The organism is Microbacterium paulum, assembly GCF_015707995.1.
Taxonomy (GTDB): domain Bacteria; phylum Actinomycetota; class Actinomycetes; order Actinomycetales; family Microbacteriaceae; genus Microbacterium; species Microbacterium paulum.
This window is the reverse complement of the sequence record NZ_JAAGRY010000055.1, coordinates 1-22,362: the sequence shown is the minus strand read 5'-3', so window position 1 is coordinate 22,362 and position 22,362 is coordinate 1. Positions and strand designations below refer to the sequence as shown.

Here is a 22,362-nt window from a genome sequence, read left to right as displayed (position 1 = left end):
TGCGCCGGGCCGACGCCGCCTCGCGTGCCCGCGCGAACGAGCTCGCCCCCGAGCTCCTGCGCCGGCTCGACGAGGTGCGCGCGGCGTTCGTCACCGCGGCGCTCAGCCGGCTCGCACCGTGAGCGGCGCGCGACACGCCGACGCCCGTCATGCGGATGTCGTTGCCGGTGCGGCACCTCTGATCTACCGTGGAAGCACATCGGCTGGAGGCGTAGATGAGCGAGCAAGACGTGCCCGGTGACGCACAGTTCGGGGCCGAACTGCTGTTCACCGACGGGCTGCCGCAGATGGACGACGAGGTCGGCTATCGCGGCGCCGTCGCCGCACGTGCGGCCGGCATCACCTACCGTCAGCTCGACTACTGGGCCCGCACCGAACTGGTGCAGCCCACGGTCCGCGGCGCGAAGGGGTCGGGATCGCAGCGGCTCTACGGCTTCCGTGACATTCTCGTGTTGAAGCTCGTCAAGCGCCTGCTCGACACCGGCATCTCGCTGCAGCAGATCCGCACCGCCGTCGATCAGTTGCGGGCGGCGGGCATCCGCGACCTCGCCGGCACGACGCTCATGAGCGACGGGGCGTCGGTGTACCTGTGCACGTCGAACGACGAGGTCATCGACCTCGTCAGCCGGGGTCAGGGCGTGTTCGGCATCGCCGTGGGCAAAGTGCTGCACGAGGTCGAATCGACGCTGCTCGACTTCGACCCGCAAGCGCCCGACCCCGTCGACGAGCTCGCCGCTCGTCGCGCCGTCCGCACCGCCTGAGCGCACGCGTAGACGCCCTGCGCGCGGTCTTCGACCGACGAGTCAGGGGAGATCAGGCGCGCGCCCCGCGCGGTCTTCGACCGAGGCGCCGGGGAGATCAGGCGCGCTGTTCGCCGGCGGCGATCCGCCCGGTGCGCATGACGCGGTCGAGCAGGGCGTCGAAGTCGCCGGCGAGCTCTTGCGCCGAGTCGCCCGGCCAGATGTGCAGCGGCTTGGCGGCGCCCTGCGCCTGCTGCAGCGACGTGCGCTCGGGCAGCTGCGGAGAGAGCACGAGAGGCCCGAACATGTCGCGCAGCTCTTTGATGCGGAACTGGTGCTCGATCGACTGCGGGCGCACGCGGTTGACGACGATTCCGAGGGGCTGCAGACGCGGCGACAGCCCGCGGCGGATCTCTTCGATCGCCCGCAGCGCGCGGTCGGCGGCGGCGACCGAGAACAGTCCCGGCTCGGTCACGACGATCACGCGGTCGGAGGCCGCCCACGCGGTGCGCGTCAGGGCGTTCAGCGACGGGGCGCAGTCGATCAGCACGAGGTCGTAGTCGGCCTCGATCGTCGCGAGGGCCTCTTCGAGCTTCCACACGTCGCGCACGCTCGGGTGCGGGCCGTCGAAGTTGATCGCCGACGGGCTGCCGATCATCACGTCGATCGTGCCCGCGTGCACCTTCGCCCAGCCGCTCGAGGTGATCGCCTGACGGACGACCTTCTCTTTGGGGTTGGCGAGCACGTCGGCGACGTTCAGGCGCCCGGCGACCTGGATGTCGAGCCCCGTAGACACGTCGGACTGCGGGTCGAGGTCGACGACGAGAGTCCGCACGCCGCGGGCAAACGCCGCAGAGGCGAGGCCGAGCGTCACGGTCGTCTTGCCGACACCCCCCTTGAGCGAGGAGACGGAGAGTACGTGCACGAGACTCTACGTTACCGTCCCCTAGGCTGTGAGGACACTCAGCCGTCCATGTGGTTCCCCCGGCGCGTGACGTCGCGCACCGGCCTCTCCGTAAGAGGTGAGCATGTTCCGAAAGATCTTGGTCGCGAACCGTGGCGAAATCGCCATCCGCGCCTTCCGTGCGGCCGTCGAGCTCGGTGCCCGCACCGTCGCCGTCTTCCCGTGGGAAGACCGCGGGTCGCTGCACCGCCAGAAGGCCGACGAGTCGTACGAGATCGGCGAACCGGGGCATCCGGTGCGCGCCTACCTCGACATCGACGAGATCATCCGCGTCGCGCTCGCCTCGGGCGCCGACGCGATCTACCCGGGCTACGGCTTCCTCTCCGAGAACCCCGACCTCGCCGCCCGCGCGGCCGAGCACGGCATCGTGTTCATCGGCCCGCCCGCCCGCGCGCTCGAGATGGCGGGGAACAAGGTCACGGCGAAGCACCACGCGATCGCCGCCGGCGTGCCGGTGCTGCGCTCGACCGAGGCATCCGACGACGTCGACGCCCTCGCGGCGCAGGCCGAAGAGATCGGTTTTCCGATCTTCGTCAAGGCGGTCGCCGGCGGCGGCGGCCGCGGCATGCGCCGCGTCGAGACGGCGGGGGAGCTGCCCCCGGCCATCGCCGAGGCCTCGCGCGAAGCGGAGGCGGCGTTCGGCGACGGGCGCGTGTTCCTCGAACAGGCGGTGCTGCGCCCGCGGCACATCGAGGTGCAGATCCTCGCGGATGCCACGGGCGAGACCGTGCACCTGTTCGAGCGCGACTGCTCGGTGCAGCGGCGCCACCAGAAGGTGATCGAGATCGCGCCCGCCCCGAACCTCGACCCCGCCATCGCGTCGAGCCTGCACGCCCACGCGGTCGCCTTCGCGCGGTCGATCGGTTACGAGAACGCCGGCACGGTCGAGTTCCTGCTCGAGACGGCGGGACCGCGGACGGGCGAGGTCGTCTTCATCGAGATGAACCCCCGCATCCAGGTCGAGCACACGGTCACCGAAGAGGTCACCGACGTCGACCTCGTGCAGTCGCAGATCCGGATCGCGGCGGGCGAGACCCTCGACGACCTCGGGCTGCACCAGCAGAACATCCATCTGCGCGGCGCGGCGCTGCAGTGCCGCATCACGACCGAAGACCCTTCGCAGGGCTTCCGGCCCGACACCGGCCGCATCACGACCTACCGCTCACCCGGCGGCGCCGGCATCCGCCTCGACGGCGGCACGACCGCCGCGGGCTCGCAGATCAGTCCGCACTTCGACTCGATGCTCGCCAAGCTCACGTGCCGCGGGCGCGACTTTCCCGCGGCGGTCGCCCGCGCCCGCCGGGCCCTCGCGGAGTTCCGCATCCGCGGTGTCTCGACGAACATCCCGTTCCTGCGCGCCGTGCTCGACGACGCGGCGTTCGTCGCGGGCGACGTGTCGACCTCGTTCATCGACGAGCGGCCCGAGCTGCTCACCCGCAACCCCTCGCGCGACCGCGCCACGAAGCTGCTGAAGTGGCTCGCCGACGTGACCGTGAACCAGCCCTACGGCGAGAAGCCGCTGTCGGTCTCGCCGGGCAGCAAGCTGCCGCAGATCGATCTGCAGGCGCCGCCGCCGCGCGGCGGGCGTGACGTGCTGCGCGAGCTCGGCCCCGCTGGGTTCGCCCAGGCGCTGCGCGCCCAGACCGCCCTCGCGGTCACCGAGACGACGTTCCGCGACGCGCACCAGTCGCTCCTCGCGACCCGGGTGCGCACGCGCGACCTCGTGCGCGTCGGACCGCACGTGGCCCGGATGACCCCGCAGCTGCTCTCGGTCGAGGCCTGGGGCGGGGCGACCTACGACGTCGCGCTGCGCTTCCTCGCCGAAGACCCGTGGGAGCGGCTCGAGGCGCTGCGCGACGCGATGCCGAACATCCCGATCCAGATGCTGCTGCGCGGGCGCAACACCGTCGGCTACACGCCGCGTCCGACCGCGGTGACCGACGCCTTCGTGAAAGAGGCCGCCGCCACCGGCGTCGACATCTTCCGCATCTTCGACGCACTCAACGACGTCGACCAGATGCTCCCCGCGATCTCGGCGGTGCTCGAGACGGGCACCGCGGTGGCCGAGGTGGCGGTCTGCTACACGTCCGACCTGCTCGACCCGGCCGAGAAGCTCTACACGCTCGACTACTACCTGCGACTGGCCGACCGCATCGCCGCATCGGGTGCGCACATCCTCGCGATCAAAGACATGGCGGGTCTGCTGCGCCCCGCCGCCGCCGCGAGGCTCGTCGCGGCGCTCCGCGAGCGCTTCGACCTGCCGGTGCACGTACACACGCACGACACCGCCGGCGGTCAGCTCGCGACCCTGCTCGCCGCGAGCGCCGCGGGCGCCGATGCGGTGGATGCCGCTGCCGCGCCCCTGGCCGGAACGACGAGCCAGCCGTCGCTGTCGGCCCTCGTCGCCGCTCTCGCGCACACCGAGCGCGACACGGGGCTCGACCTCGACGCGGTCAGCGCCCTCGAGCCCTACTGGGAGGCGGTGCGCCACCTGTACCGCCCGTTCGAGTCGGGCCTGCCGGGCCCCACCGGTCGTGTCTACCACCACGAGATCCCCGGCGGTCAGCTCTCGAACCTGCGTCAGCAGGCGATCGCGCTGGGCATGGCCGACGACTTCGAGCGCATCGAAGACATGTATGCGGCCGCCGACCGCATCCTCGGGCGCATCCCCAAGGTGACGCCGTCGTCGAAGGTCGTCGGCGACCTCGCTCTGGCGCTCGTCGCGGCGAACGCCGACCCGGCCGACTTCGAAGAGAACCCGCAGGCCTACGACATCCCCGACTCGGTGGTGGGTTTCATGGCCGGCGAACTCGGCGACCTGCCCGGAGGATGGCCCGAGCCCTTCCGCACGAAGGTGCTCGCCGGCCGTGAGGTCACGATCGAGATCCCGCCGCTCAAGCCCGAAGAAGAAGACGGGCTCGCCGGCGACGCGGCCCTGCGCCGGCAGACCCTCAACCGGCTGCTCTTCCCGGCCCCCGCGCGCGAGTTCGAGCAGCTGCGCGCCGACTACGGCGACCTGTCGGCCCTCGGCACGCCCGACTACTTCTACGGCCTCAAGCCGGGCGAGGAGCACGTCGCCGAGATCGACCCCGGCGTGCAGCTCTACGTCGGTCTCGAGGCGATCGGCGAGCCGGATGCCGCGGGCATGCGCACCGTCATGACGACGCTCAATGGTCAGCTGCGCCCCGTGTTCGTCCGCGACCGCTCCATCGCGGTCGAGACGCGCCGCGCCGAGCGGGCCGACACGACCAAGGCGGGTCAGGTCGCGGCGCCGTTCTCGGGAGCGGTGACGGTCAAGACCGCCGTCGGCGACCGCGTGCAGGCCGGCCAGTCGGTGGCATCCATCGAGGCGATGAAGATGGAGGCGGCCATCACGGCGCCCGTCGCCGGCGTGGTCGAACGGATCGTGATCGCCGGTACGGCCCCCGTCGAGGCGGGAGATCTTTTGCTCGTCATCCGACCCGCCGACTAGCCTGGGGCGGGGGCGCACGGCGTCCACGAGTGATCTGGAGTGTGGAACGTGGCGCCTGAGCGTAACGAGAACGAGGGCGAAGACGTCGTCGACAACGGCGTGCTGGCCACGACCGACGGCACCGAGACGACCGGCATCGGCATCGTCGAAGGGGTGACCGCGCAGGTCGAGGTCGCCCTGCCGTCGACGTTCGACGACGACGATTTCGACGACGACGATGTGGTGCAGGGCGAAGACGTGACCCTCGTCGAGATCGCCCCCGTGCGCGAGGCGCACGACGTGCCCGAGCCGCTGCCGCTCGCGGCGGAGGAGCCCGCGCCGGTGGCATCCGCCTCGGTGGCATCCGCCTCCGTGGCATCCGCGTCCGCGGCGTCCGTGCCGGCCGCAGCGGCGAAGCCCGCCGCCGTTCCCGCCGAGCCCGCCACCCCGACCGACCTCGACCACCACGAGCGGGTGCGCCCGCGCACCTCGGAGATCACGCTGCAGTCGCGGCGACTCGGCGACTTCGAGGTCGACCGTGAGAGCTCCGACCTGCTCACGGCCGATCGGCTGCTCGACCCCGCGCACGTCGTGCGCCCCGAGCCCGAGGGCGCGTGGCGCCACCTCGTGTACACGCTGTCGGGTCGACGCATCAACCTCGGCGACAGCCGGCACGCGCGGGCACGCAAGCAGCTCGACAGCCGCATCGCCGCGCCGCTGACCGGCGGTGCGAAGTTCGTGCCCGTGCTCTCGCGCAAGGGCGGCGTCGGCAAGACGACCGTCACGACGCTGCTCGGCATGGCGCTCGCCGATGCGCGGGAAGACCGCATCATCGCCGTCGACGCCAACCCCGACCGCGGCACGCTCGCCGAGCGCATCGGCCGCCCGAGCGGCAAGACGGTGCGCGACCTCGTGCGTGCGCGCGCCGACGTCCACGGCTTCAACGACATCTCGCAGATCGTCGCGCGCGACCACACCCGCCTCGACGTGCTCGCCTCCGACTCCGACCCGCACGTGTCCGAAGCGTTCAGCGACACCGACTACCGCGACGTCGCCGACGTGGCCGCGCACTTCTACTCGGTGGTGCTCACCGACACCGGCACCGGCATCGTGCACTCGGTCATGCAGGCGACCCTCGAGCACGCCGACGAGCTCGTCATCGTTGCCGGCCTCAGCGTCGACGAGGCGCGCCTCGCGTCGGAGACGCTCACCTGGCTCGAATCCAACGGCTACGCCGAGCGGGTGCGCTCGGCGATCGTCGTGCTCAACACGGCTCGCCCTGGCGCCGCGCTCGTGCGCGCCGACGAGCTCGACGCGCACTTCCGCAGCCGCGTGCGCGCCGTCGTGCGCCTGCCCTACGACCCGCACATCGCGTCGGGCAGTGCCATCTCGTTCCGTGATCTGCAGCCCGAGACCCGAGAGGCCGCGCGCGAGCTCGCCGCGGTCGTCGTCGAGGGCCTGCGCGCGTCGTCGGTCGCCGCCTGATGGCCGTCCGCGAGATCCGCCTCTTCGGCGACCCCGTGCTCCGCGCCGTGTGCGCCCCCATCGAGGTGATCGACGAGGGCATCCGCGCGCTCGTGACCGACCTCGTCGACACCGTCGAGCTGCCCGGTCGGGCCGGCGTCGCCGCCCCCCAGATCGGCGTGGGTCTGCGTGCCTTCAGCTACAACATCGATGGTGACATCGGCTACGTGCTGAACCCGGTGCTCGCCGAAGTGCGCGGCGAGCCGCAGCCGGTGGGGGAGGGATGCCTCTCGGTGCCCGGACTCTGGCACGACGCGCTGCGTCACCCCTGGGCGCGCGTCACCGGCATCGACCTCGACGGCGACGAGATCGTGCTCGAGGGCGACGGGCTGCTCGCTCAGGCGCTGCAGCACGAGACCGACCACCTCGACGGCATGCTCTACCTGTCGCGCCTCAGCCCCGAGAATCGCAAGCGCGCGATGCGCGAGGTACGCGAAAGCGCCTGGTTCTGACCCGGGCGGGGCGGAACCAGGCGCTTTCTGCCCGGCGTCAGCCGAGCGAGACGTTCGTGGTCGTGACCGGGACGGTGTAGATCTCGTCCACGGCATCCGCGAAGTCATCGAGGATGACGCCGCGTTTGATGCTCATCTTCGGCGTCAGGTGGCCGCTATCTTCGGTCCACTCGATCGGCAGGATCGTGAACTTGCGGATCGACTCGGCGCGCGACACGCTCTTGTTCGCGCGGTCGACCGCCAGCTGCACCTCGTCGCGCACCTTCGGGTTCTTCGCCGCGTCGGCGAGCGACATGTCGGTGGGCAGGCCGTTGTTCGCGAGCCACGTCGGCAGCATCTCGGGGTCGAGGGTCACGAGGGCCGCGATGAAGGGCTTCTGGTCGCCGACCACGACGACCTGACCGACGATCGGGTTCGCGCGGATCGGGTCTTCGAGCACGGCCGGGGCGACGTTCTTGCCACCGGCGGTGACGATGATCTCTTTCTTGCGGCCGGTGATCGAGAGGAAGCCCTCGCCGTCGAACGAGCCGAGGTCGCCCGTCTTGAACCAGTCGCCGTCGAACGCGGCGGCGGTCGCCTCGGGGTTCCGCCAGTACTCCTTGAAGACGTTGATGCCGCGCACCTCGATCTCACCGTCTTCGGCCAGGCGCACGCCGACACCCGGCAGCACGGGGCCGACGGTGCCGATCTTGGCCTTCGCGGGAGTGTTGACCGTCGCGGGCGCGGTGGTCTCGGTGAGGCCGTAGCCCTCGAGGATCGTGACCCCGAGGCTGTGGAAGAAGTGGCCGAGTCGCGGGCCGAGGGGCGCCGAGCCCGACACGGCGTAGGTCACGCGCCCGCCCATCGCCTCGCGCAGCTTGCTGTAGACGAGCTTGTCGAACAGCGCGAACTTGATCTTGGTCAGAAGCGGCACCTTCTTGCCGTCCTGCAGCAGGGCGGAGTGCTCGACGGCGGTCGCTGCGGCGGCGCGGAAGATCTTGCCCTTGCCGCCCGCCTCGGCCTTCTGCTCGGCCGAGTTGTAGACCTTCTCGAACACGCGCGGCACGGCCAGCAGGAACGTCGGCTGGAACGAGCCGAGAGCGGGCAGCAGCTGCTTCGTGTCGGGCTGGTGGCCGGTCTTGACGCCCGCGTGCACGTCGAGGATCGAGATGAAGCGCGCGAACACGTGCGCCGTCGTGATGAACAGCAGCGTCGAGGCGCCCGGGGTCTCGACGACCTCGCGCAGCGACGTGGCGGAGTTCCGGGCCAGCTCGACGAAGTTGCTGTGCGTGAGCACGCAGCCCTTGGGACGGCCGGTCGATCCCGACGTGTAGATGAGGGTGGCGATGTCCGAGCCCACAGCGAGGTTCCGCCGCCGCTCGATCTCGGCGTCGTCGATCGAGACGCCGCCGGCGCGGAGCGTGTCGAGGGCGCCGGATGCCATGGTCCAGGTCTCGCGCACGAGGGGGAGCTCGTCGCGCACCTCGGCGACGCGCTCGGCGTGCTCCTCGGATTCGGAGAGCACGGCGATCGCGCCCGAGTCGGAGACGATCCAGCTGATCTGCGCGGCCGAGCTCGTCTCGTAGACGGGCACCATGACGGCGCCCGCGAAGAAGAGGGCGAAGTCGACGAGCGACCACTCGTAGGTGGTGCGTGCGATGAAGGCGACCTTGTCGCCGGGCTCGATGCCCGCCGCGACGAACCCCTTGGCGAGTTCGATGACCTGGCGCTGGAACTCCGCCGCGGTGATGTCGCGCCACCCGGCGCCATCGGGCACCGCGAACAGGGCGAGCGACGGGGTCGCGCGCACCCGCTCGACGAGCAGGTCGGCGATGTTCGCGTTCGGGTCGGCGGGCACGATGGCGGGGACTTCGAACTGGACGGCGGCGCTCATGGGGCGGCAACTCCTTCGGTACCGGGTGTCGTCGAGGTGACGAGTGGAATCGAGTCTAACGTGTCATGACACTGAGTCTCGCGGAGGGCTCGCCCGACACCAGGCTCGGACGTGGAGGCCCCAGCGGACTGTGGCATCCACACTAGACTCTCCGATGCCGTGCCATCCCGCACGAGGAGTGCGCGGGACCGGGGCGGTGAGAGAGGAGCGCCGTGCTGGGCGTCGGCATCGACATCGGTGGAACCAAGATCGCGGGCGGCGTCGTCGACACCGACGGCAGGATTCTCGATCACCTGCGCGTGGCCACCCCGCCCGACACCGATGCGCTCGCGCGGGCCGTCGCCGACATGGTGGCGGAGCTGGCCTCGCGCCACGACGTGCACGCCGTCGGCGTGGCCGCCGCGGGCTACATCGACCGCACCCGTTCGATCATGCTGCACGCGCCCAACATCGACTGGCGCAACGCCCCGCTGCGCGCGCAGTTCGAGGCGCTCATCGGCCGCCCGGTGACCCTCGAGAACGACGCGAACGCCGCGGGCTGGGGCGAGTACCGGTTCGGTGCGGGCCGCGGTTCGACCGACATGGTCATGGTCACCCTCGGTACGGGCGTCGGCGGCGCCGTCATCACGGACGGCCACCTGCTCATCGGCGCGAACGGCAGCGCCGCCGAGCTCGGCCACGTGCGGTTCGTGCGCGGCGGCCGACCGTGCGGATGCGGGCAGAGCGGATGCCTCGAGCAGTACGCCTCGGGGCGCGCCCTGCAGCGCGAACTCTCCGACATCGCGGGCGACGGCGGCATCGGTAAGCGCGTGGCCGCCCACCGGAACGACGCGGGGATCGTGCCCGGCGCCGACCTCGCGCTGCTGCTCGACGAGGGCGACGAAGGGGCGCTCGAGGCCGTGCGCCGCGTCGCGACCGCTCTCGGCGAGGCGTGCGGCGCGTTCCAGGCGGTGCTCGACCCCGACCTGTTCGTCATCGGCGGGGGAGTCGCCGAGCTCGGCGATGCGCTCCTCGAACCCACGCGCCTGGCCTACGACACGTCTCTTCCCGGTTTCGGCGAGCGGCCGGCGGCCCGGTTCGTCACCGCGAGCCTCGGCAACGACGCGGGGCTCGTCGGCGTCGCCGATCTGGCGGTGCTCCGCTCGGGGAAAGGTCGCGCCTGATGTTCTACTGGTTCATGAAGTACGTCGTGATCGGCCCGATCGTGAAGGCGATCTTCCGTCCCTGGATCGTCGGACGCTCGAACGTCCCGGCATCCGGTGCCGCGATCCTCGCGTCGAACCACCTCTCGGTCAGCGACTCCATCTTCTTGCCGCTCATGATCGACCGGCCGATGAGCTTTCTCGCCAAGAGCGACTACTTCACCGGCAAGGGCCTCAAAGGCTGGGCCACCCGCATGTTCATGAAGGCGACGGGCCAAATCCCGATCGACCGCACCGGCGGCAAAGCGTCGGAAGACTCGCTGAACACCGGCCTGCAGGTGCTCGGTCGCGGCGACCTCCTCGGCATCTACCCCGAGGGCACCCGCAGCCCCGACGGCAAGCTCTACCGCGGCCGCACGGGCCTTGCCCGCATGGCGCTCGAGGCGCGGGTTCCCGTCATCCCCGTCGTCATGGTCGACACCGGCGAGATCATGCCCATCGGCAAGACGATCCCGCGCATCGGCCGCGTCGGCATGGTCATCGGCGAACCGCTCGACTTCTCGCGCTTCCACGGCATGGAGTCCGACCGCTACGTGCTGCGCTCGGTGACCGACGAGATCATGGTCGCCCTGCAGCGGCTCGGCGAGCAGCAGTACGACGACGTCTACGCCTCGACGGTCAAAGACCGGGCCGCCGCGGTCGCCGCCGGAACCGCCTGAGAGCGCGTCGTCACGCGGCATCGGCCCCTCTTTCGTCGCCACTAGACTTGGCGGATGCCCTCCCTGCACGCCGACCTCGATCACTGGCGCACGCTCCCCATCAAGCAGCAGCCGAGCTGGACCGACATCGACGCGGTCGCCGCCGTCTCCGCCGAGATCGCGACGCTGCCGCCCCTCGTCTTCGCCGGCGAGGTCGACAACCTGCGTGACCGCCTCGCGAAGGCCGCCGCCGGCGAGGCGTTCCTGCTGCAGGGCGGCGACTGCGCCGAGACCTTCGCGGGGGCGACGGCCGAGCAGATCCGCAACCGCATCAAGACTGTGCTGCAGATGGCGGTCGTGCTGACCTACGGCGCGTCGATGCCGGTCGTGAAGATGGGGCGCATGGCGGGCCAGTTCGCCAAGCCCCGCTCGGCCGACACCGAGACCCGCGGCGACGTGACGCTGCCGGCCTACCGCGGCGACATCGTCAACGGCTACGACTTCACCGAGGGGTCGCGTCAGCCCGACCCGGCCCGGCTGCTGAAGGGGTACCACACCGCGGCATCCACCATCAACCTCATCCGCGCGTTCACGCAGGGCGGGTTCGCGGACCTCCGCGAAGTGCACTCGTGGAACAAGGGCTTCGCGCAGAACCCCGCCAACCAGCAGTACGAGCGCCTCGCCACCGAGATCGACCGCGCCATCAAGTTCATGGAGGCGGCCGGCGCCGACTTCGACGAGCTGAAGCGCGTCGAGTTCTACACCGGCCACGAGGGCCTGCTGATGGACTACGAGCGGCCCATGACCCGGATCGACTCGCGCACGCAGACGCCGTACAACACGTCGGCGCACTTCTTGTGGATCGGGGAGCGCACGCGCGAGCTCGACGGCGCGCACGTCGACTACTTCTCGAAGATCCGGAACCCCATCGGGGTCAAGCTCGGACCGTCGACCTCTCCTGAGACGGCGCTCGAGCTCATCGACAAGCTCGATCCCGAGCGCGAGCCCGGCCGCCTCACCTTCATCACCCGCATGGGCGCGGGCAAGATCCGCGACGCGCTGCCGCCGCTGCTCGAAGCGGTGAAGGATGCCGGGGCCACACCCCTCTGGGTCACCGATCCCATGCACGGCAACGGCATCACGACGCCCACCGGTTACAAGACGCGCCGTTTCGACGACGTCGTCGACGAGGTGCGCGGCTTCTTCGAAGCGCACCGCGCCGTGGGAACCCACCCCGGCGGCATCCACGTCGAGCTCACCGGCGACGACGTCACCGAGTGCCTGGGCGGGTCGGAGCACATCGACGAGGCGACCCTCGCGACGCGCTACGAGAGCCTGTGCGACCCGCGCCTGAACCACATGCAGTCGCTCGAGCTCGCCTTCCTCGTGGCCGAGGAGCTCGAGAAGCGCTGACCCGGCTCGCTTCGGCGCCGCCGCGCGGGGTCGGCCGGTCAGAGACCGGGCGTCAGCGTGATCGTGCTGCCCTTCGGAGCGGACGTTCCCGCCTTCGGGTTGGTCGCCCGCACCTTGTAGACGTCCCAGTACTTGAACCCGAGGGGGAGGTCGCCGTCCTCGATTCCGGCGTTCACCTTAAATCCGAGGGCTTCGAGGGTGTCTACCGCGTCGCGGATGGTGGACCCGACCACGTCGGAGGGGATCGCGATCGGTTCGGGTCCCTTCGAGACCACCAGGGTCACGGTGTCTCCCGGGCGCACCGGGCTCTCGCTCTCGGTGACACGGATGACTTTGCCCTCGGCGACGTCGTCGTTGTATTCCTCGTCGGTCGTGACCGAGAGCTTCACCGCGGCGAGGGCCGAGGTCGCATCGCCCACGCTCCGCCCCGAGACGTCGGGGATCGCGCCCGCCGAGACCTCGAACGACACGGTCGAGCCCTCGAAAGCCGCGCAGCCCTTCGTGCAGTCGACGGCGTCGCCGCCGCGGGGCGGGGTGATGCTCGCCGCCACGACGCTGCCGGCGGGGGTATCGGTGAACACTTGCGACGGGTCGCCGGATGACGTGATGTAGAGCTGTTCGAGCGTGCGGGTCGCCTCGTCGAGGCTCATGCCCGACAGCGCGCCGATGTCGTGCGAGGCGGGGCCGAGCGAGATCACGACCGTCACCTGACTGTCTTTCTCGACGCGTTCGCCCGTGCCCGGCTCAGTGCGGATCGCGAGACCTGCCGCGACGTCGCGGCTGTAGTCCTCGCCGGGAACGGCGACGAGCGACTGCGCGGCGAGGGCCGTCGTCGCCTCGTCGAGCGAGCTCCCGGTGACGTCGGGCACCGCCACGAGCGATCCCGGCCCCGATCCGAACCACCATCCGGTGCCGCCGGCGAGCCCGGCGAGCAGCAGCACGAGCACGACGAGCCACCAGCCCTTGCCGGTGTTGCGACGCGAGCGGCGGCGCAGCAGGGTCGCGTTGTCGACGGCGTCGGTGACGGTGGGCGCGGTGAACGTGCCCGGCATGATCTTGGTGACTTCGCCCGAGTCGACGCCCTCGTCGACGGCGACGAGGCCGGGAGCGGGGGTGCGCACGACGTGCGGGAAGACGCCGAGGTCTTTCTCGATCTCGCGGAGCCGGTCGAGCATCGCCCGCGCGTCGATGGGACGCTCGTCGGGCTCTCGCTCGGTGGCCCACATGACCAGCTCGTCGAGCTGCTCGGGCACGCCCGGGTTCTTCGCCGAGGGCCGCGGCACCGAGTCGGTGGCGTGCTGATAGGCGATCTGCATCGGCTGCTCGCCCTTGTAGGGCTGCTCGCCGACGAGCATCTCGTACAGCATGATGCCGAGGGCGTAGATGTCGCTGCGGGCATCGGCGGTGCCGCGCGTGACGAGCTCGGGAGCGAGGTAGGCGATCGTGCCGAGCAGCATCTGTCCCGTCGCGGTGTTGGCGCTCGTGGCCCGAGCGAGGCCGAAGTCGCCGATCTTGATGCGGCCGTCTTCGGCGAGCAACACGTTCTCGGGCTTGACGTCGCGGTGCACGATGCCGGCGCGGTGCGCGGCGGCGAGGCCCGACAGTACGGCATCCATGATCGTGATCGTCTGGGGGATCGACAGTCGGCGCTGCTCGCGCAGCAGGTCGCGCAGTGTGATGCCGGGCAGGTACTCCATGACGAGGTAGGCCATCTCGCCGTCTTGGCCCTGGTCGAACACGTTCACGACGTGCGGATCGGCCAGGCGCGCCGCCGCGCGCGCCTCTTGGATGAACCGGCCCTGGAACACCGTGTCGTCGGAGAGGTGGCTGTGCATGACCTTGAGCGCGACGCGGCGCTCGAGTCGCAGGTCGGTCGCGACGTAGACGGTGGCCATGCCGCCCCGGGCGATGCGCGCACGAACGCGGTACCGGCCGTCGACCAGACGGCCGATCAGCGGGTCCGTCTGCTGGCTCGTGCTCACTCTGTGATTCTAGGGAGTGGATGCTGAGGGCCCGCGGAGCGGCTCACCCCCGACTGCACCTCGACGCTCGCCCCGCGACCCGGCATGCGGTCAGCCGAGGGCGGCGAGCCAGCCGTACGCCTGCTCTTCCCACGGACCGTAGCGGTCGGGGTGCGCCGAGATCTGCACGGCCTGCGCGGCGGCGCCGAAGTCCATCGACTCCCATCCGGGCACGTCGAGCAGGCCTCGGGTCTCGGTGCCGTTGGGGTCGCTCGGGCCGCCGAAGAACGCCGCCGAAGCCCGGTAGGGATCGCGCACCTCGGCATCCGTCCCCCATCCGGTACTGGGGCGCTGCTGGAAGAGGCCCAGCGAGTCGCGGTCGCCCCCATCGAGGTTCCGCAGCCACGACTCGACCATCGCCGTCGCGAGGGCGATGGCGATGCCGCGATCGGAGACGCCGCGGCTGCGGCCCACCTCGACGATGATGCGGGCGTTCTGGGCCTGCTCGGCGTCGAGCACGACGGGCGGGGCCGGTGCCGGTGCAGCGGCAGGTGCAGCCGCGGCAACGGTGGCGGGCGCCGTGGATGCCGCAAGCTCGAGGGATGCCACGGGCGCCGCGCCGGGGATCGCCAGAGTCTGCCCGGGGTAGATGATCGAGCCGCGTTCGAGGCCGTTCGCCGCGAGCAGGGCGCTGAGCCCGATGCCGTTCTCGTCTGCGATCGACCAGAGGGTGTCGCCGGCGGTCACCACCCGCGACGACGCGGATGCCGCCGGCACCTCCGCCGTGGCCGGCGCAGCGTCGGGCACGGCCGTGGATGCCTCACTAGCGGGCGGCGTCAGGGCGATGCGGTCACCGGGGTGGATGATGCTCGACCAGTCGAGCCCGTTCCAGGCGAGCACATCGGCGGTGGCGAGGCCCCAGCGTGCGGCGATCGCGCTGATCGTGTCGCCGTCGGCGACCACTTCTTCGCTCGGCGCGGTGTGCAGGGCACGGGACGTCGGGATCGGCGGCGGCACCGTGACGGCGAGGCGCAGCGCGCGGTGCGGGTCGGGCGTGCCGGGCGCGGCGGAGGCCGGTGCCGCCGCGAGCGCCAGCGACACCGAGCCGACCAGAGCGGTCGTGGCGGTGACGCCGAGACGGATGCGTGCAGGTGTCGGTCGCAAGAATTTCCCCCTTCTTTCGACCCGGCCACGGTGTCACGGAACGTGTCGGGTGTCAACGGAGGTGATCAACGGGGCGGGAGTGACGTGTGTGATGTGTGTGCATTCCCGCCGCCGCGCGCGGCGCCCCGCGAGGGTGCGATAGTGGAGGGGTGACCGAAGAATCCGTCCCCGCCGTCGAGACCGCCTGGCTCACCATGCCCGACCTCGTCGAGGTGCTCGGCGAGCCGCTCGGGCGGGTGCGTCGACTGCTCGATGACCGTCACCTCATCGGCTCGAAGCGCACCGGCGTCTTCGCGGTGCCCGAGGTGTTCGTCGTCGACGGGGCGCCGCTCGGCTCGCTGCGCGGCACGATCATCGTGCTGCAGGATGCCGGGTTCAGCGACGACGAGGTGATCGACTGGCTGCTCGCCGACGAGGAATCGATCGGAGCGGCGCCCATCGAGGCGCTCCGCCGCGGCCGGAAGGCCGAGGTGCGCCGCGTGGCGCAGACCCTCGCCTGAACGGACTGCTCCGGGTCTGACCGGTCCCGTCCGAGTCCCGTCGCCGCTCAGGCGGTGCGGGTTGTGGCGTCGTGCGCGAGTTCGCGCAGCCAGCGCGTGGCCTCAACGCCGAGCGGTGCGTCGCGCAGAGCGGCGTCGGCATCGGTGACGGTGCGCGTGATGAGCTCTTCGACACGGTCGAGCGCGCCGGTGTCGCGGATGATCTGCTGCAGTCCGGCGATCTGCTCCTCGTCGAGAGTCGGGTCGCCCAGAAGCGCGTCGAAGGCGCCCCGTTCGGAGTCGTTCTGCGCCTCGCGGGCATAGGCGACGAGCACGGTGCGCTTGCCTTCGCGCAGGTCGTCGCCCGAGGGCTTGCCGGTGACGGCGCTGTCGCCGAACACGCCGAGCACGTCGTCGCGCAGCTGGAACGCGAGCCCGAGCGGGTGTCCGAACGCCGACAGGGCGCTCGCCTGCGTGGCATCCGCCCCCGCCAAGCGTGCGCCGAGCAGCAGGGGGTGCTGCACCGAGTACCGCGCCGACTTCAGTGACGCGACCCGGAGGGCGCGCGCCGCGTGCTCGTCGGTGGGGGCGGTCACGAACGCCGCCTCTTCGGCGATGTCGAGGAACTGCCCGACCGTGACTTCGCGGCGCATCAGCGCATAGACCTCGCGCGCGGCTGCGGCGTGCGCGGCGGTGCGCAACCCCGCTTCGAGCAGATCGTCGCTCCACGCGACGAGCAGATCGCCGAGCAGGATCGCGCCCGAGCGGCCGAACGCCTCGGCGTCTCCCGCCCAGCCGGCGGCGCGGTGCGCCGCCTCGAGCGCGCGGTGGGCGGCGGGCCGCCCCCGCCTCGTGTCGGAGTTGTCGATCAGGTCGTCGTGCACGAGCGCGGCGGCGTGGAAGATCTCGAGCGCGGCCGCGGCAGCGATGACGTCGTCGCCGGGGGTGGACGCTGCCTCGGCGGGGGAGCGGGTCTCGGTGACGGCCTGCCACCCGGCCAGGCAGAAGCGGGCGCGCAGGCGCTTTCCGCCGGTCAGCGCGTCGGCCCCGGCGCGCACGAATCCGGCCGCTTCGGGCCCGTCGTGCTGCCAGGTGGTGCTCTGGTCTGTCACGAAGCTCACCAGTCGCTGGGAAACTGCCTCGATCGGGTCGTCAGAAGCGCTCACAGGCCTAGCCTAGTTCTCGGGTGCACGCGTAGAATCGTGGGTACGGGACCCGCCCGCTACACCCGTCAGGGGGGACGCATGCCGCTCTCAGAACAAGAGCAGCGCCTGCTCGACGAGATGGAACGCCATCTCCTGAACAAGGACGCCGACGTCGTCAGCGCGCCTCGTGACGGGCAGACACTCAGCTACCGCAACATCGTCTACGGCACGGTGCTGGTGCTCGTGGGCCTCGGCGGGCTGATCGTCGGCGTCTCGAGCGGCCTGATCGTCGTCGGCGTGATCGCGTTCATCGCGATGGTCGTCGGTGTCGTGCTCGCCGCCACCCCGTCGCGCCGCAGCGGCTCCGAGTCACTCGACGGCACGCCCGCCGAGCACGCGCCCTCCACCGGCGCCAAGAAGCCGACCGGGTCGTCGTCGTCGTTCATGGACCGCATGAACGACCGTTGGGACCGTCGTCAGGGAGAACGCTGACGCCGCCCGCCTGACCGCGCCGTAGAGCGCTCAGAGAAGCACCGACCTCCGGGTCGGTGCTTTTTTGCGTTCCGGGGAGGAATCGTGCGGGAACGCATAGTGAAGTGGAGGGAAGTGGAGTAAAGTGGTGCGAACCTGAGGCGGGCCGGAGCGAAGGGGGGTGGTCGTGGATGCTGCTGGGCACCTACACCCCCAAGCTCGACGACAAGGGGCGCGTGATTCTTCCGGCCAAGTTCCGCACCGACCTCGGTGACGGCGTGGTCGTCACGCGCGGTCAGGAACGCTGCCTCTACGTGTTCAGCACGAAGGAGTTCGAGCGCGTCTACGAGAAGATCCGCGAGGCGCCGCTGACCAATAAGCAGTCGCGCGACTTCCAGCGCATGTTCCTCTCCGGTGCGAGCGACGAGAAGCCCGACAGCCAGAGCCGCATCACCCTCCCGCCGCATCTGCGCGCCTACGCGAACCTGGGCCGCGAGCTCGTGGTCACCGGTGTCGGCGCGCACGCCGAGATCTGGGATGCCGAGGCGTGGAACACCTACGCCGACAGCAACGAAGACAGCTACTCCGACATGGAGCAGGAGGTGATCCCGGGCCTCTTCTGACCCGTGGCCGCGACTCCCAGCCGCACGCCCTGGCACACTTCCCCGGTGCCAGGTCAGGCGGATGGGGATCACGGCTCCGGGCCTCGCCCCGCACATCATGAGCCACTCCGACATCCACACCCCCGTCCTGCTCGAGCGTTGCGTCGAGCTGCTGGCCCCCGCGCTCACCCGCCCGGGCGCCGTGCTGGTCGACGCGACCGAGGGCATGGGCGGCCACTCCGAGGCGCTCCTCGAGCGGTTCCCCGACATCCGCCTCATCGGCCTCGACCGCGACACCGACGCTTTGCGCATCGCGGGGGAGCGGCTCGCCCGCTTCGGCGACCGGGTCACGCTCGTCCACACCGTCTACGACGGGATCGCGCAGGCCGTGGCATCCACCGGCGTCTCGCAGATCGACGGCGTGCTGTTCGACCTCGGCGTCTCGTCGTTGCAGCTCGACGAGGCCGCGCGCGGGTTCGCGTACTCGCAGGACGCACCGCTCGACATGCGCATGGACCAGACGGCGGGCACGACCGCCGCCGACATCGTCGCGACCTACGGCGAGGGAGACCTGCGCCGCGTCTTCGAGCGCTACGGCGAAGAGAAGCTCGCCGGCCGCTACGCTCGCGCGATCATCGCGGCGCGGGCCGATGCCCCGATCGACCGCACCGGCCGGCTGGTCGACATCCTCCTCGCCGCGACCCCGGCCGCCGTGCAGCGCGACGGGCGCGGTCACCCCGCGAAGCGCGTGTTCCAGGCGCTGCGCATCGAGGTCAACGCCGAACTGGCGGTGCTCGACCGCGCCATCCCCGCCTCGATGGGGCTGCTGCGGGTGGGCGGGCGCATCGTGGTGATGAGCTACCAGTCGCTCGAAGACCGTCTCGTCAAGAGGGTGTTCGCGGATGCCTCGGCATCCAGCGCCCCTGCGGGGCTGCCGGTCGAGCTGCCCGAACACGCCCCCCGTTTCCGCCTGCTGGTGAAGGGCGCCGAGCTGGCCTCCGATGAGGAGAAGGAGCGGAATCCGCGTGCCACCCCCGTGCGGCTGCGTGCCGCCGAACGAGTGAGGGAGGCGGCATGAGCGCGCCCGCAGAGTTCGATCTGCTGTCCGACCTCCCCGAGCTCTCCGGTTCTCCGGCGCCGCGCTCCGATCGTGAACGGCGCCTGCAGGCGCTCGAGCGGCCCCAGCCCCACGCGCGCGCACGACGGCCGCGGGCGCTGTACGGCGTCATCGCCGTCGCGGGCGCCGTGCTCATCGGCGCCGCCCAGATGGGGCTGTCGATCCTCACGACCCAGTCGTCGTATCAGCTGGCCGATCTCACCTCGCAGCAGCGCACGCTCGACTATCAGAAGCAGATGCTCACCGACTCGATCGCCGGTCTCAGCTCGCCGCAGTACCTCGCGGCGAACGCCTCGGCTCTCGGCATGGTCACCGGGCAGGCGCCGACCTATCTGCGCCTGAGCGACGCCGCCATCATCGGCACCGCGGCGGGAACCGGCGGAACGAGTGCGATCAACGCGCTGAACCAGGCCGCCGTCCCGAACGCCCTCATCGCCGGCGTGCCGCTCGCCGCCGACCCGTCGGCCAGCCTCGGTGGCGGAAAGAGCGCCGCCGACGAGGCGATCGCCGCCGCGGCCGATACGTCGACACCCCCCGCCATCACCGACGGTCTGCCGACCCCCGCCACACACTGAGATCATGACGACCCGCGCCACCCGCAGCCCCCGCCGTCGCACCGTCGTCGCGCTCGCCCTCGTGCTGGTGATCCTCGCCGCCTTCGTCGTGCGCCTCGTCGACATCCAGGTCGTCAACGCCAACGACCACATCGACGAGTCGCAGGCGCTCGCCACCGGTGCGAAGCAGACGCTCTACGGCGCCCGCGGCGAGATCGTCGACACCAACGGCACCGTGCTCGCGACGAGCACCCTGCTCTACGACGTGCAGATCGACCCGATGCTCGCCACGCAGGGGATCGACAAGACCGACGCCGACGGCAACGTCATCGACGACGCGAACGGCGACCCCGAGAAGGTGGCCTGGCCCGAGCTCGCGGCCCGCATCGCCGCGGTCACCGGCCAGTCCGCCGCCGAAGTGCAGAAGATCGTCGACGACGCGGTCGCCGAGAACGCGAAATCGCAGTTCGCCTATGTGAAGCGGTACGTGTCGACCGAGGAGTACCGAGCCCTCGCCGACCTGAAGCTGCCGTTCCTGTCGTTCCCCGAGCATCCGTCGCGCACGTACCCCGACGGTGCTGTCGCCGGCAACATCCTCGGGTTCGTCGGTTCCGACGGTACGCCGCTGGAGGGCATCGAAGATCTGCAGAACCAGTGCCTCGAGCCGACGGAGGGTGAGCGCACCTACCAGAGCGGTGCCGACGGGGTCATCATCCCCGGCACCGAGGTCGAGAAGCCCGCCGTCAACGGCGGCACGCTGAAGCTCACGATCGACACCGACCTGCAGTGGTACCTGCAGCAGCTGATCGCCGAAGAGACCGCCCGCTACCAGGCCAACTGGGGCGGGATCATGGTGATGGAGGTCAAGACCGGGAAGATCCGCGCGATCGCCGAGACTCCCACCGTCGACCCCAACGACCCCGGAGCGTCGTCGCCCGACGACCGTGGGTCGCGCCTGCTCCGCGTCGCGTACGAGCCCGGGTCGACGTTCAAGCCCGTCACCGCCGCGACCGCGATCGAGCAGGCCGGGCTCACGCCCACCTCGACCGTCGAGGTGCCCGACCAGATCGAGTTCCCCAACGGCGCGGTGATCAACGATTCCGAGAGCCACGCCACCGAGAACCTCACCCTCACCGGGGGTCTCGTCGAGTCGTCGAACGTCGCGATGAGTCAGTTCGGCACGCTCGTGCCCGCCGACGTGCGGCAGGACTATCTGGAGCGTTTCGGCGTCGGCGGCGGCGACGCGCTGAACTGGTCGGGTTCGCCGACGGCCGGGTTCTCGTCGGATGCCAAGGACTGGGACAACCAGACCTACTACACGACGACGTTCGGCCAGGCGTTCACGGTGACGCCGACGCAGGTGCTCAGCGTCTTCCAGACGATCGCGAACGGCGGCGTGCGCCTGCCCGCGAGCCTCGTCGAATCGTGCACGCAGGCCGACGGCACGGTGACGACCCCCGACGAGCCCGACCCCGTGCAGGTCATCAAACCCGACACCGCCGCCCAGGTCTCGCAGATGCTCGAGAACGTCTACGCGCAGGGCACGCTCGCCGCCGACGTCAACATCCCCGGCTACCGCCTCGCGGTGAAAACGGGCACGGCGCAGATCCCCGACGGCAACGGCGGCTACAAGGACGGCCTGTACATGACCTCGCTCGCCGGGTTCGCTCCCGCCGACGATCCGCAGTACGTTGTTCTGACGCTGTTCGACGAGCCCAAGACCAACACGATGTCGTCCGCGAACCGCTCCGTCTTCAAGAAGGCGATGACGCAGGTGCTCACCCACTACCGCGTCATGCCGTCGAACTCGGCAACGCCCCTGCTGCCCGTGATGTATTGACGCGCTCCGTGCGCGTGAGGAACCCCCAGCCATGATCCGGATGACCCTCGCAGAGATCGCCGACGCCGTCGGCGGCACCCTCCAGCTCGCGGGCGCCGACACGCCCGAGACGGTCGTCGCGGGCGCCGTCGACACCGACTCGCGCGCTATCGGCGATGGCGACATCTTCGTCGCGAAGCCCGGCGAGGCCACCGACGGGCACCTGTTCGTCGCCGCTGCGGCGGATGCCGGTGCCGCGCTCGCGATCGTCGAACACACCGTCGAGGTGCCGGTGAGTCAGATCGTCGTGACCGACGCCGTCGAGGCGCTCGCCGACCTCGCCCGCACGGTCGTGGCGCGCGTGCGCGACGGGGGAGCGCTCCGCATCGTCGGGATCACCGGCTCGAACGGCAAGACCACCACCAAGAACCTCCTTGCCCGCATCCTGCAGAGCGAGGGCGAGACGATCGCCCCGCGCGGCTCGTACAACAACGAGGTCGGCGCTCCGCTGACGATGCTCCGCGTCGACGAGGGCACCCGTTACCTCGTGAGCGAGTTCGGGGCATCCGCCCCCGGTGAGATCGCGCGGCTCGCCGGGCTCGTCACGCCCGACGTCGGCGTCGTGCTGATGGTGGGCCTCGCGCACGCCGGTGGGTTCGGCGGCGTCGAGGCGACGCAGAAGGCGAAGACCGAGCTCGTCGAGGCGATCCGCCCGGGCGGCGTCGCGGTGCTGAACGCCGACGACCCGCGCGTGGTCGCGATGGCGCAGGCCGCCGCCGAGCGCGGCGCCGCC

19 protein-coding genes are annotated in these 22,362 nt (G+C 70.9%); 14 read left to right on the top strand and 5 right to left on the bottom strand.

Going from position 1 to position 22,362, the window contains the following annotated elements; all coding sequences use genetic code 11:
- Window positions 1-215 precede the first annotated feature (215 nt).
- A complete protein-coding gene (locus G3N18_RS12490) occupies window positions 216-761 on the top strand; it encodes a MerR family transcriptional regulator (protein ID WP_196384609.1) in 546 nt (181 codons plus the stop codon).
- A 97-nt stretch (window positions 762-858) separates the two neighbouring features.
- On the opposite strand, the gene G3N18_RS12485 is transcribed toward G3N18_RS12490, so the two are convergent.
- Window positions 859-1,665 (bottom strand): ParA family protein, encoded by an 807-nt coding sequence (locus G3N18_RS12485; RefSeq protein WP_196384608.1) that lies wholly within the window; start codon window positions 1,663-1,665, stop codon window positions 859-861.
- Between the two features lie 103 nt (window positions 1,666-1,768).
- On the opposite strand from G3N18_RS12485, the gene G3N18_RS12480 reads away from it, so the two are divergent.
- The 3 genes from G3N18_RS12480 to def are packed head-to-tail and all read left to right on the top strand — an operon-like array spanning window position 1,769 to window position 7,131.
- Window positions 1,769-5,176, top strand: a complete 3,408-nt coding sequence (locus tag G3N18_RS12480; RefSeq protein WP_196384607.1) for a pyruvate carboxylase — start codon at window positions 1,769-1,771, stop codon at window positions 5,174-5,176.
- A gap of 48 nt (window positions 5,177-5,224) precedes the next feature.
- Entirely contained in the window at window positions 5,225-6,640 is a 1,416-nt protein-coding gene (locus G3N18_RS12475; RefSeq protein WP_338038563.1) for a MinD/ParA family ATP-binding protein, read from the top strand.
- On the top strand, window positions 6,640-7,131 hold the full coding sequence (gene def, locus G3N18_RS12470) for a peptide deformylase (protein ID WP_196384606.1): 492 nt from the start codon (window positions 6,640-6,642) through the stop codon (window positions 7,129-7,131). The genes G3N18_RS12475 and def overlap by 1 nt, the downstream gene beginning before the upstream one ends.
- Before the next feature lie 37 nt (window positions 7,132-7,168).
- On the opposite strand, the gene G3N18_RS12465 is transcribed toward def, so the two are convergent.
- Window positions 7,169-9,004, bottom strand: a complete 1,836-nt coding sequence (locus tag G3N18_RS12465) for an AMP-dependent synthetase/ligase (RefSeq protein WP_196384605.1) — start codon at window positions 9,002-9,004, stop codon at window positions 7,169-7,171.
- A 212-nt stretch (window positions 9,005-9,216) separates the two neighbouring features.
- Here G3N18_RS12465 and G3N18_RS12460 point away from each other — a divergent pair, with 212 nt between their 5' ends.
- From G3N18_RS12460 to G3N18_RS12450, 3 genes are read left to right on the top strand one after another with little or no spacing between them, the layout of a single operon-like run.
- Entirely contained in the window at window positions 9,217-10,167 is a 951-nt protein-coding gene (locus tag G3N18_RS12460) for an ROK family glucokinase (RefSeq protein WP_196384604.1), read from the top strand.
- Window positions 10,167-10,865, top strand: a complete 699-nt coding sequence (locus G3N18_RS12455; protein ID WP_196384603.1) for a lysophospholipid acyltransferase family protein — start codon at window positions 10,167-10,169, stop codon at window positions 10,863-10,865. Before G3N18_RS12460 ends, G3N18_RS12455 begins: the two co-directional genes overlap by 1 nt.
- Before the next feature lie 54 nt (window positions 10,866-10,919).
- Window positions 10,920-12,257 (top strand): class II 3-deoxy-7-phosphoheptulonate synthase, encoded by a 1,338-nt coding sequence (locus tag G3N18_RS12450; RefSeq protein WP_196384602.1) that lies wholly within the window; start codon window positions 10,920-10,922, stop codon window positions 12,255-12,257.
- Window positions 12,258-12,295: 38 nt separating this feature from the next.
- Here the strand turns inward: G3N18_RS12450 and pknB are convergent, their stop codons facing one another.
- Both pknB and G3N18_RS12440 read right to left on the bottom strand, forming a co-directional pair.
- On the bottom strand, window positions 12,296-14,239 hold the full coding sequence (gene pknB / locus G3N18_RS12445; protein ID WP_196384601.1) for a Stk1 family PASTA domain-containing Ser/Thr kinase: 1,944 nt from the start codon (window positions 14,237-14,239) through the stop codon (window positions 12,296-12,298).
- A 90-nt stretch (window positions 14,240-14,329) separates the two neighbouring features.
- On the bottom strand, window positions 14,330-15,382 hold the full coding sequence (locus G3N18_RS12440) for a LysM peptidoglycan-binding domain-containing protein (RefSeq protein ID WP_230404160.1): 1,053 nt from the start codon (window positions 15,380-15,382) through the stop codon (window positions 14,330-14,332).
- 149 nt (window positions 15,383-15,531) lie between these two features.
- On the opposite strand from G3N18_RS12440, the gene G3N18_RS12435 reads away from it, so the two are divergent.
- Window positions 15,532-15,882: an Rv2175c family DNA-binding protein gene (locus G3N18_RS12435; RefSeq protein WP_338038562.1), complete on the top strand. Its 351-nt coding sequence runs from the start codon at window positions 15,532-15,534 to the stop codon at window positions 15,880-15,882.
- 47 nt (window positions 15,883-15,929) lie between these two features.
- Here the strand turns inward: G3N18_RS12435 and G3N18_RS12430 are convergent, their stop codons facing one another.
- Window positions 15,930-17,027 carry a polyprenyl synthetase family protein gene (locus G3N18_RS12430; protein WP_196384600.1) on the bottom strand — a complete coding sequence of 366 codons (1,098 nt, stop codon included), beginning with the start codon at window positions 17,025-17,027 and terminating at the stop codon, window positions 15,930-15,932.
- 78 nt (window positions 17,028-17,105) lie between these two features.
- Here G3N18_RS12430 and G3N18_RS12425 point away from each other — a divergent pair, with 78 nt between their 5' ends.
- The 6 genes from G3N18_RS12425 to G3N18_RS12400 all read left to right on the top strand — a co-directional run.
- Complete coding sequence (locus G3N18_RS12425; protein WP_196384599.1) at window positions 17,106-17,498, top strand: DUF3040 domain-containing protein; 393 nt, start codon at window positions 17,106-17,108, stop codon at window positions 17,496-17,498.
- A gap of 170 nt (window positions 17,499-17,668) precedes the next feature.
- Complete coding sequence (mraZ, locus tag G3N18_RS12420) at window positions 17,669-18,100, top strand: division/cell wall cluster transcriptional repressor MraZ (protein WP_196384598.1); 432 nt, start codon at window positions 17,669-17,671, stop codon at window positions 18,098-18,100.
- Between the two features lie 61 nt (window positions 18,101-18,161).
- Window positions 18,162-19,157, top strand: a complete 996-nt coding sequence (gene rsmH / locus G3N18_RS12415; protein ID WP_230404159.1) for a 16S rRNA (cytosine(1402)-N(4))-methyltransferase RsmH — start codon at window positions 18,162-18,164, stop codon at window positions 19,155-19,157.
- Entirely contained in the window at window positions 19,154-19,771 is a 618-nt protein-coding gene (gene ftsL, locus G3N18_RS12410) for a cell division protein FtsL (RefSeq protein WP_230404158.1), read from the top strand. The genes rsmH and ftsL overlap by 4 nt, the downstream gene beginning before the upstream one ends.
- 4 nt (window positions 19,772-19,775) lie before the next feature.
- Entirely contained in the window at window positions 19,776-21,590 is a 1,815-nt protein-coding gene (locus G3N18_RS12405) for a peptidoglycan D,D-transpeptidase FtsI family protein (protein WP_196384597.1), read from the top strand.
- Window positions 21,591-21,621: 31 nt separating this feature from the next.
- The coding region (locus tag G3N18_RS12400; protein WP_196384596.1) for a Mur ligase family protein at window positions 21,622-22,362 on the top strand (741 nt) is incomplete at its 3' end.

Excerpts from the sequence above, each read along its gene's own strand:
- G3N18_RS12490 (WP_196384609.1), top strand. The coding sequence starts at position 216 with ATGAGCGAGCAAGACGTGCCCGGTGACGCACAGTTCGGGGCCGAACTG.
- G3N18_RS12480 (WP_196384607.1), top strand. The coding sequence starts at position 1,769 with ATGTTCCGAAAGATCTTGGTCGCGAACCGTGGCGAAATCGCCATCCGC.
- ftsL (WP_230404158.1), top strand. The coding sequence starts at position 19,154 with ATGAGCGCGCCCGCAGAGTTCGATCTGCTGTCCGACCTCCCCGAGCTC.
- G3N18_RS12425 (WP_196384599.1), top strand. The coding sequence starts at position 17,106 with ATGCCGCTCTCAGAACAAGAGCAGCGCCTGCTCGACGAGATGGAACGC.
- G3N18_RS12450 (WP_196384602.1), top strand. The coding sequence starts at position 10,920 with ATGCCCTCCCTGCACGCCGACCTCGATCACTGGCGCACGCTCCCCATC.
- def (WP_196384606.1), top strand. The coding sequence starts at position 6,640 with ATGGCCGTCCGCGAGATCCGCCTCTTCGGCGACCCCGTGCTCCGCGCC.
- rsmH (WP_230404159.1), top strand. The coding sequence starts at position 18,162 with ATGGGGATCACGGCTCCGGGCCTCGCCCCGCACATCATGAGCCACTCC.
- G3N18_RS12405 (WP_196384597.1), top strand. The coding sequence starts at position 19,776 with ATGACGACCCGCGCCACCCGCAGCCCCCGCCGTCGCACCGTCGTCGCG.
- mraZ (WP_196384598.1), top strand. The coding sequence starts at position 17,669 with ATGCTGCTGGGCACCTACACCCCCAAGCTCGACGACAAGGGGCGCGTG.
- G3N18_RS12465 (WP_196384605.1), bottom strand. The coding sequence starts at position 9,004 with ATGAGCGCCGCCGTCCAGTTCGAAGTCCCCGCCATCGTGCCCGCCGAC.
- G3N18_RS12455 (WP_196384603.1), top strand. The coding sequence starts at position 10,167 with ATGTTCTACTGGTTCATGAAGTACGTCGTGATCGGCCCGATCGTGAAG.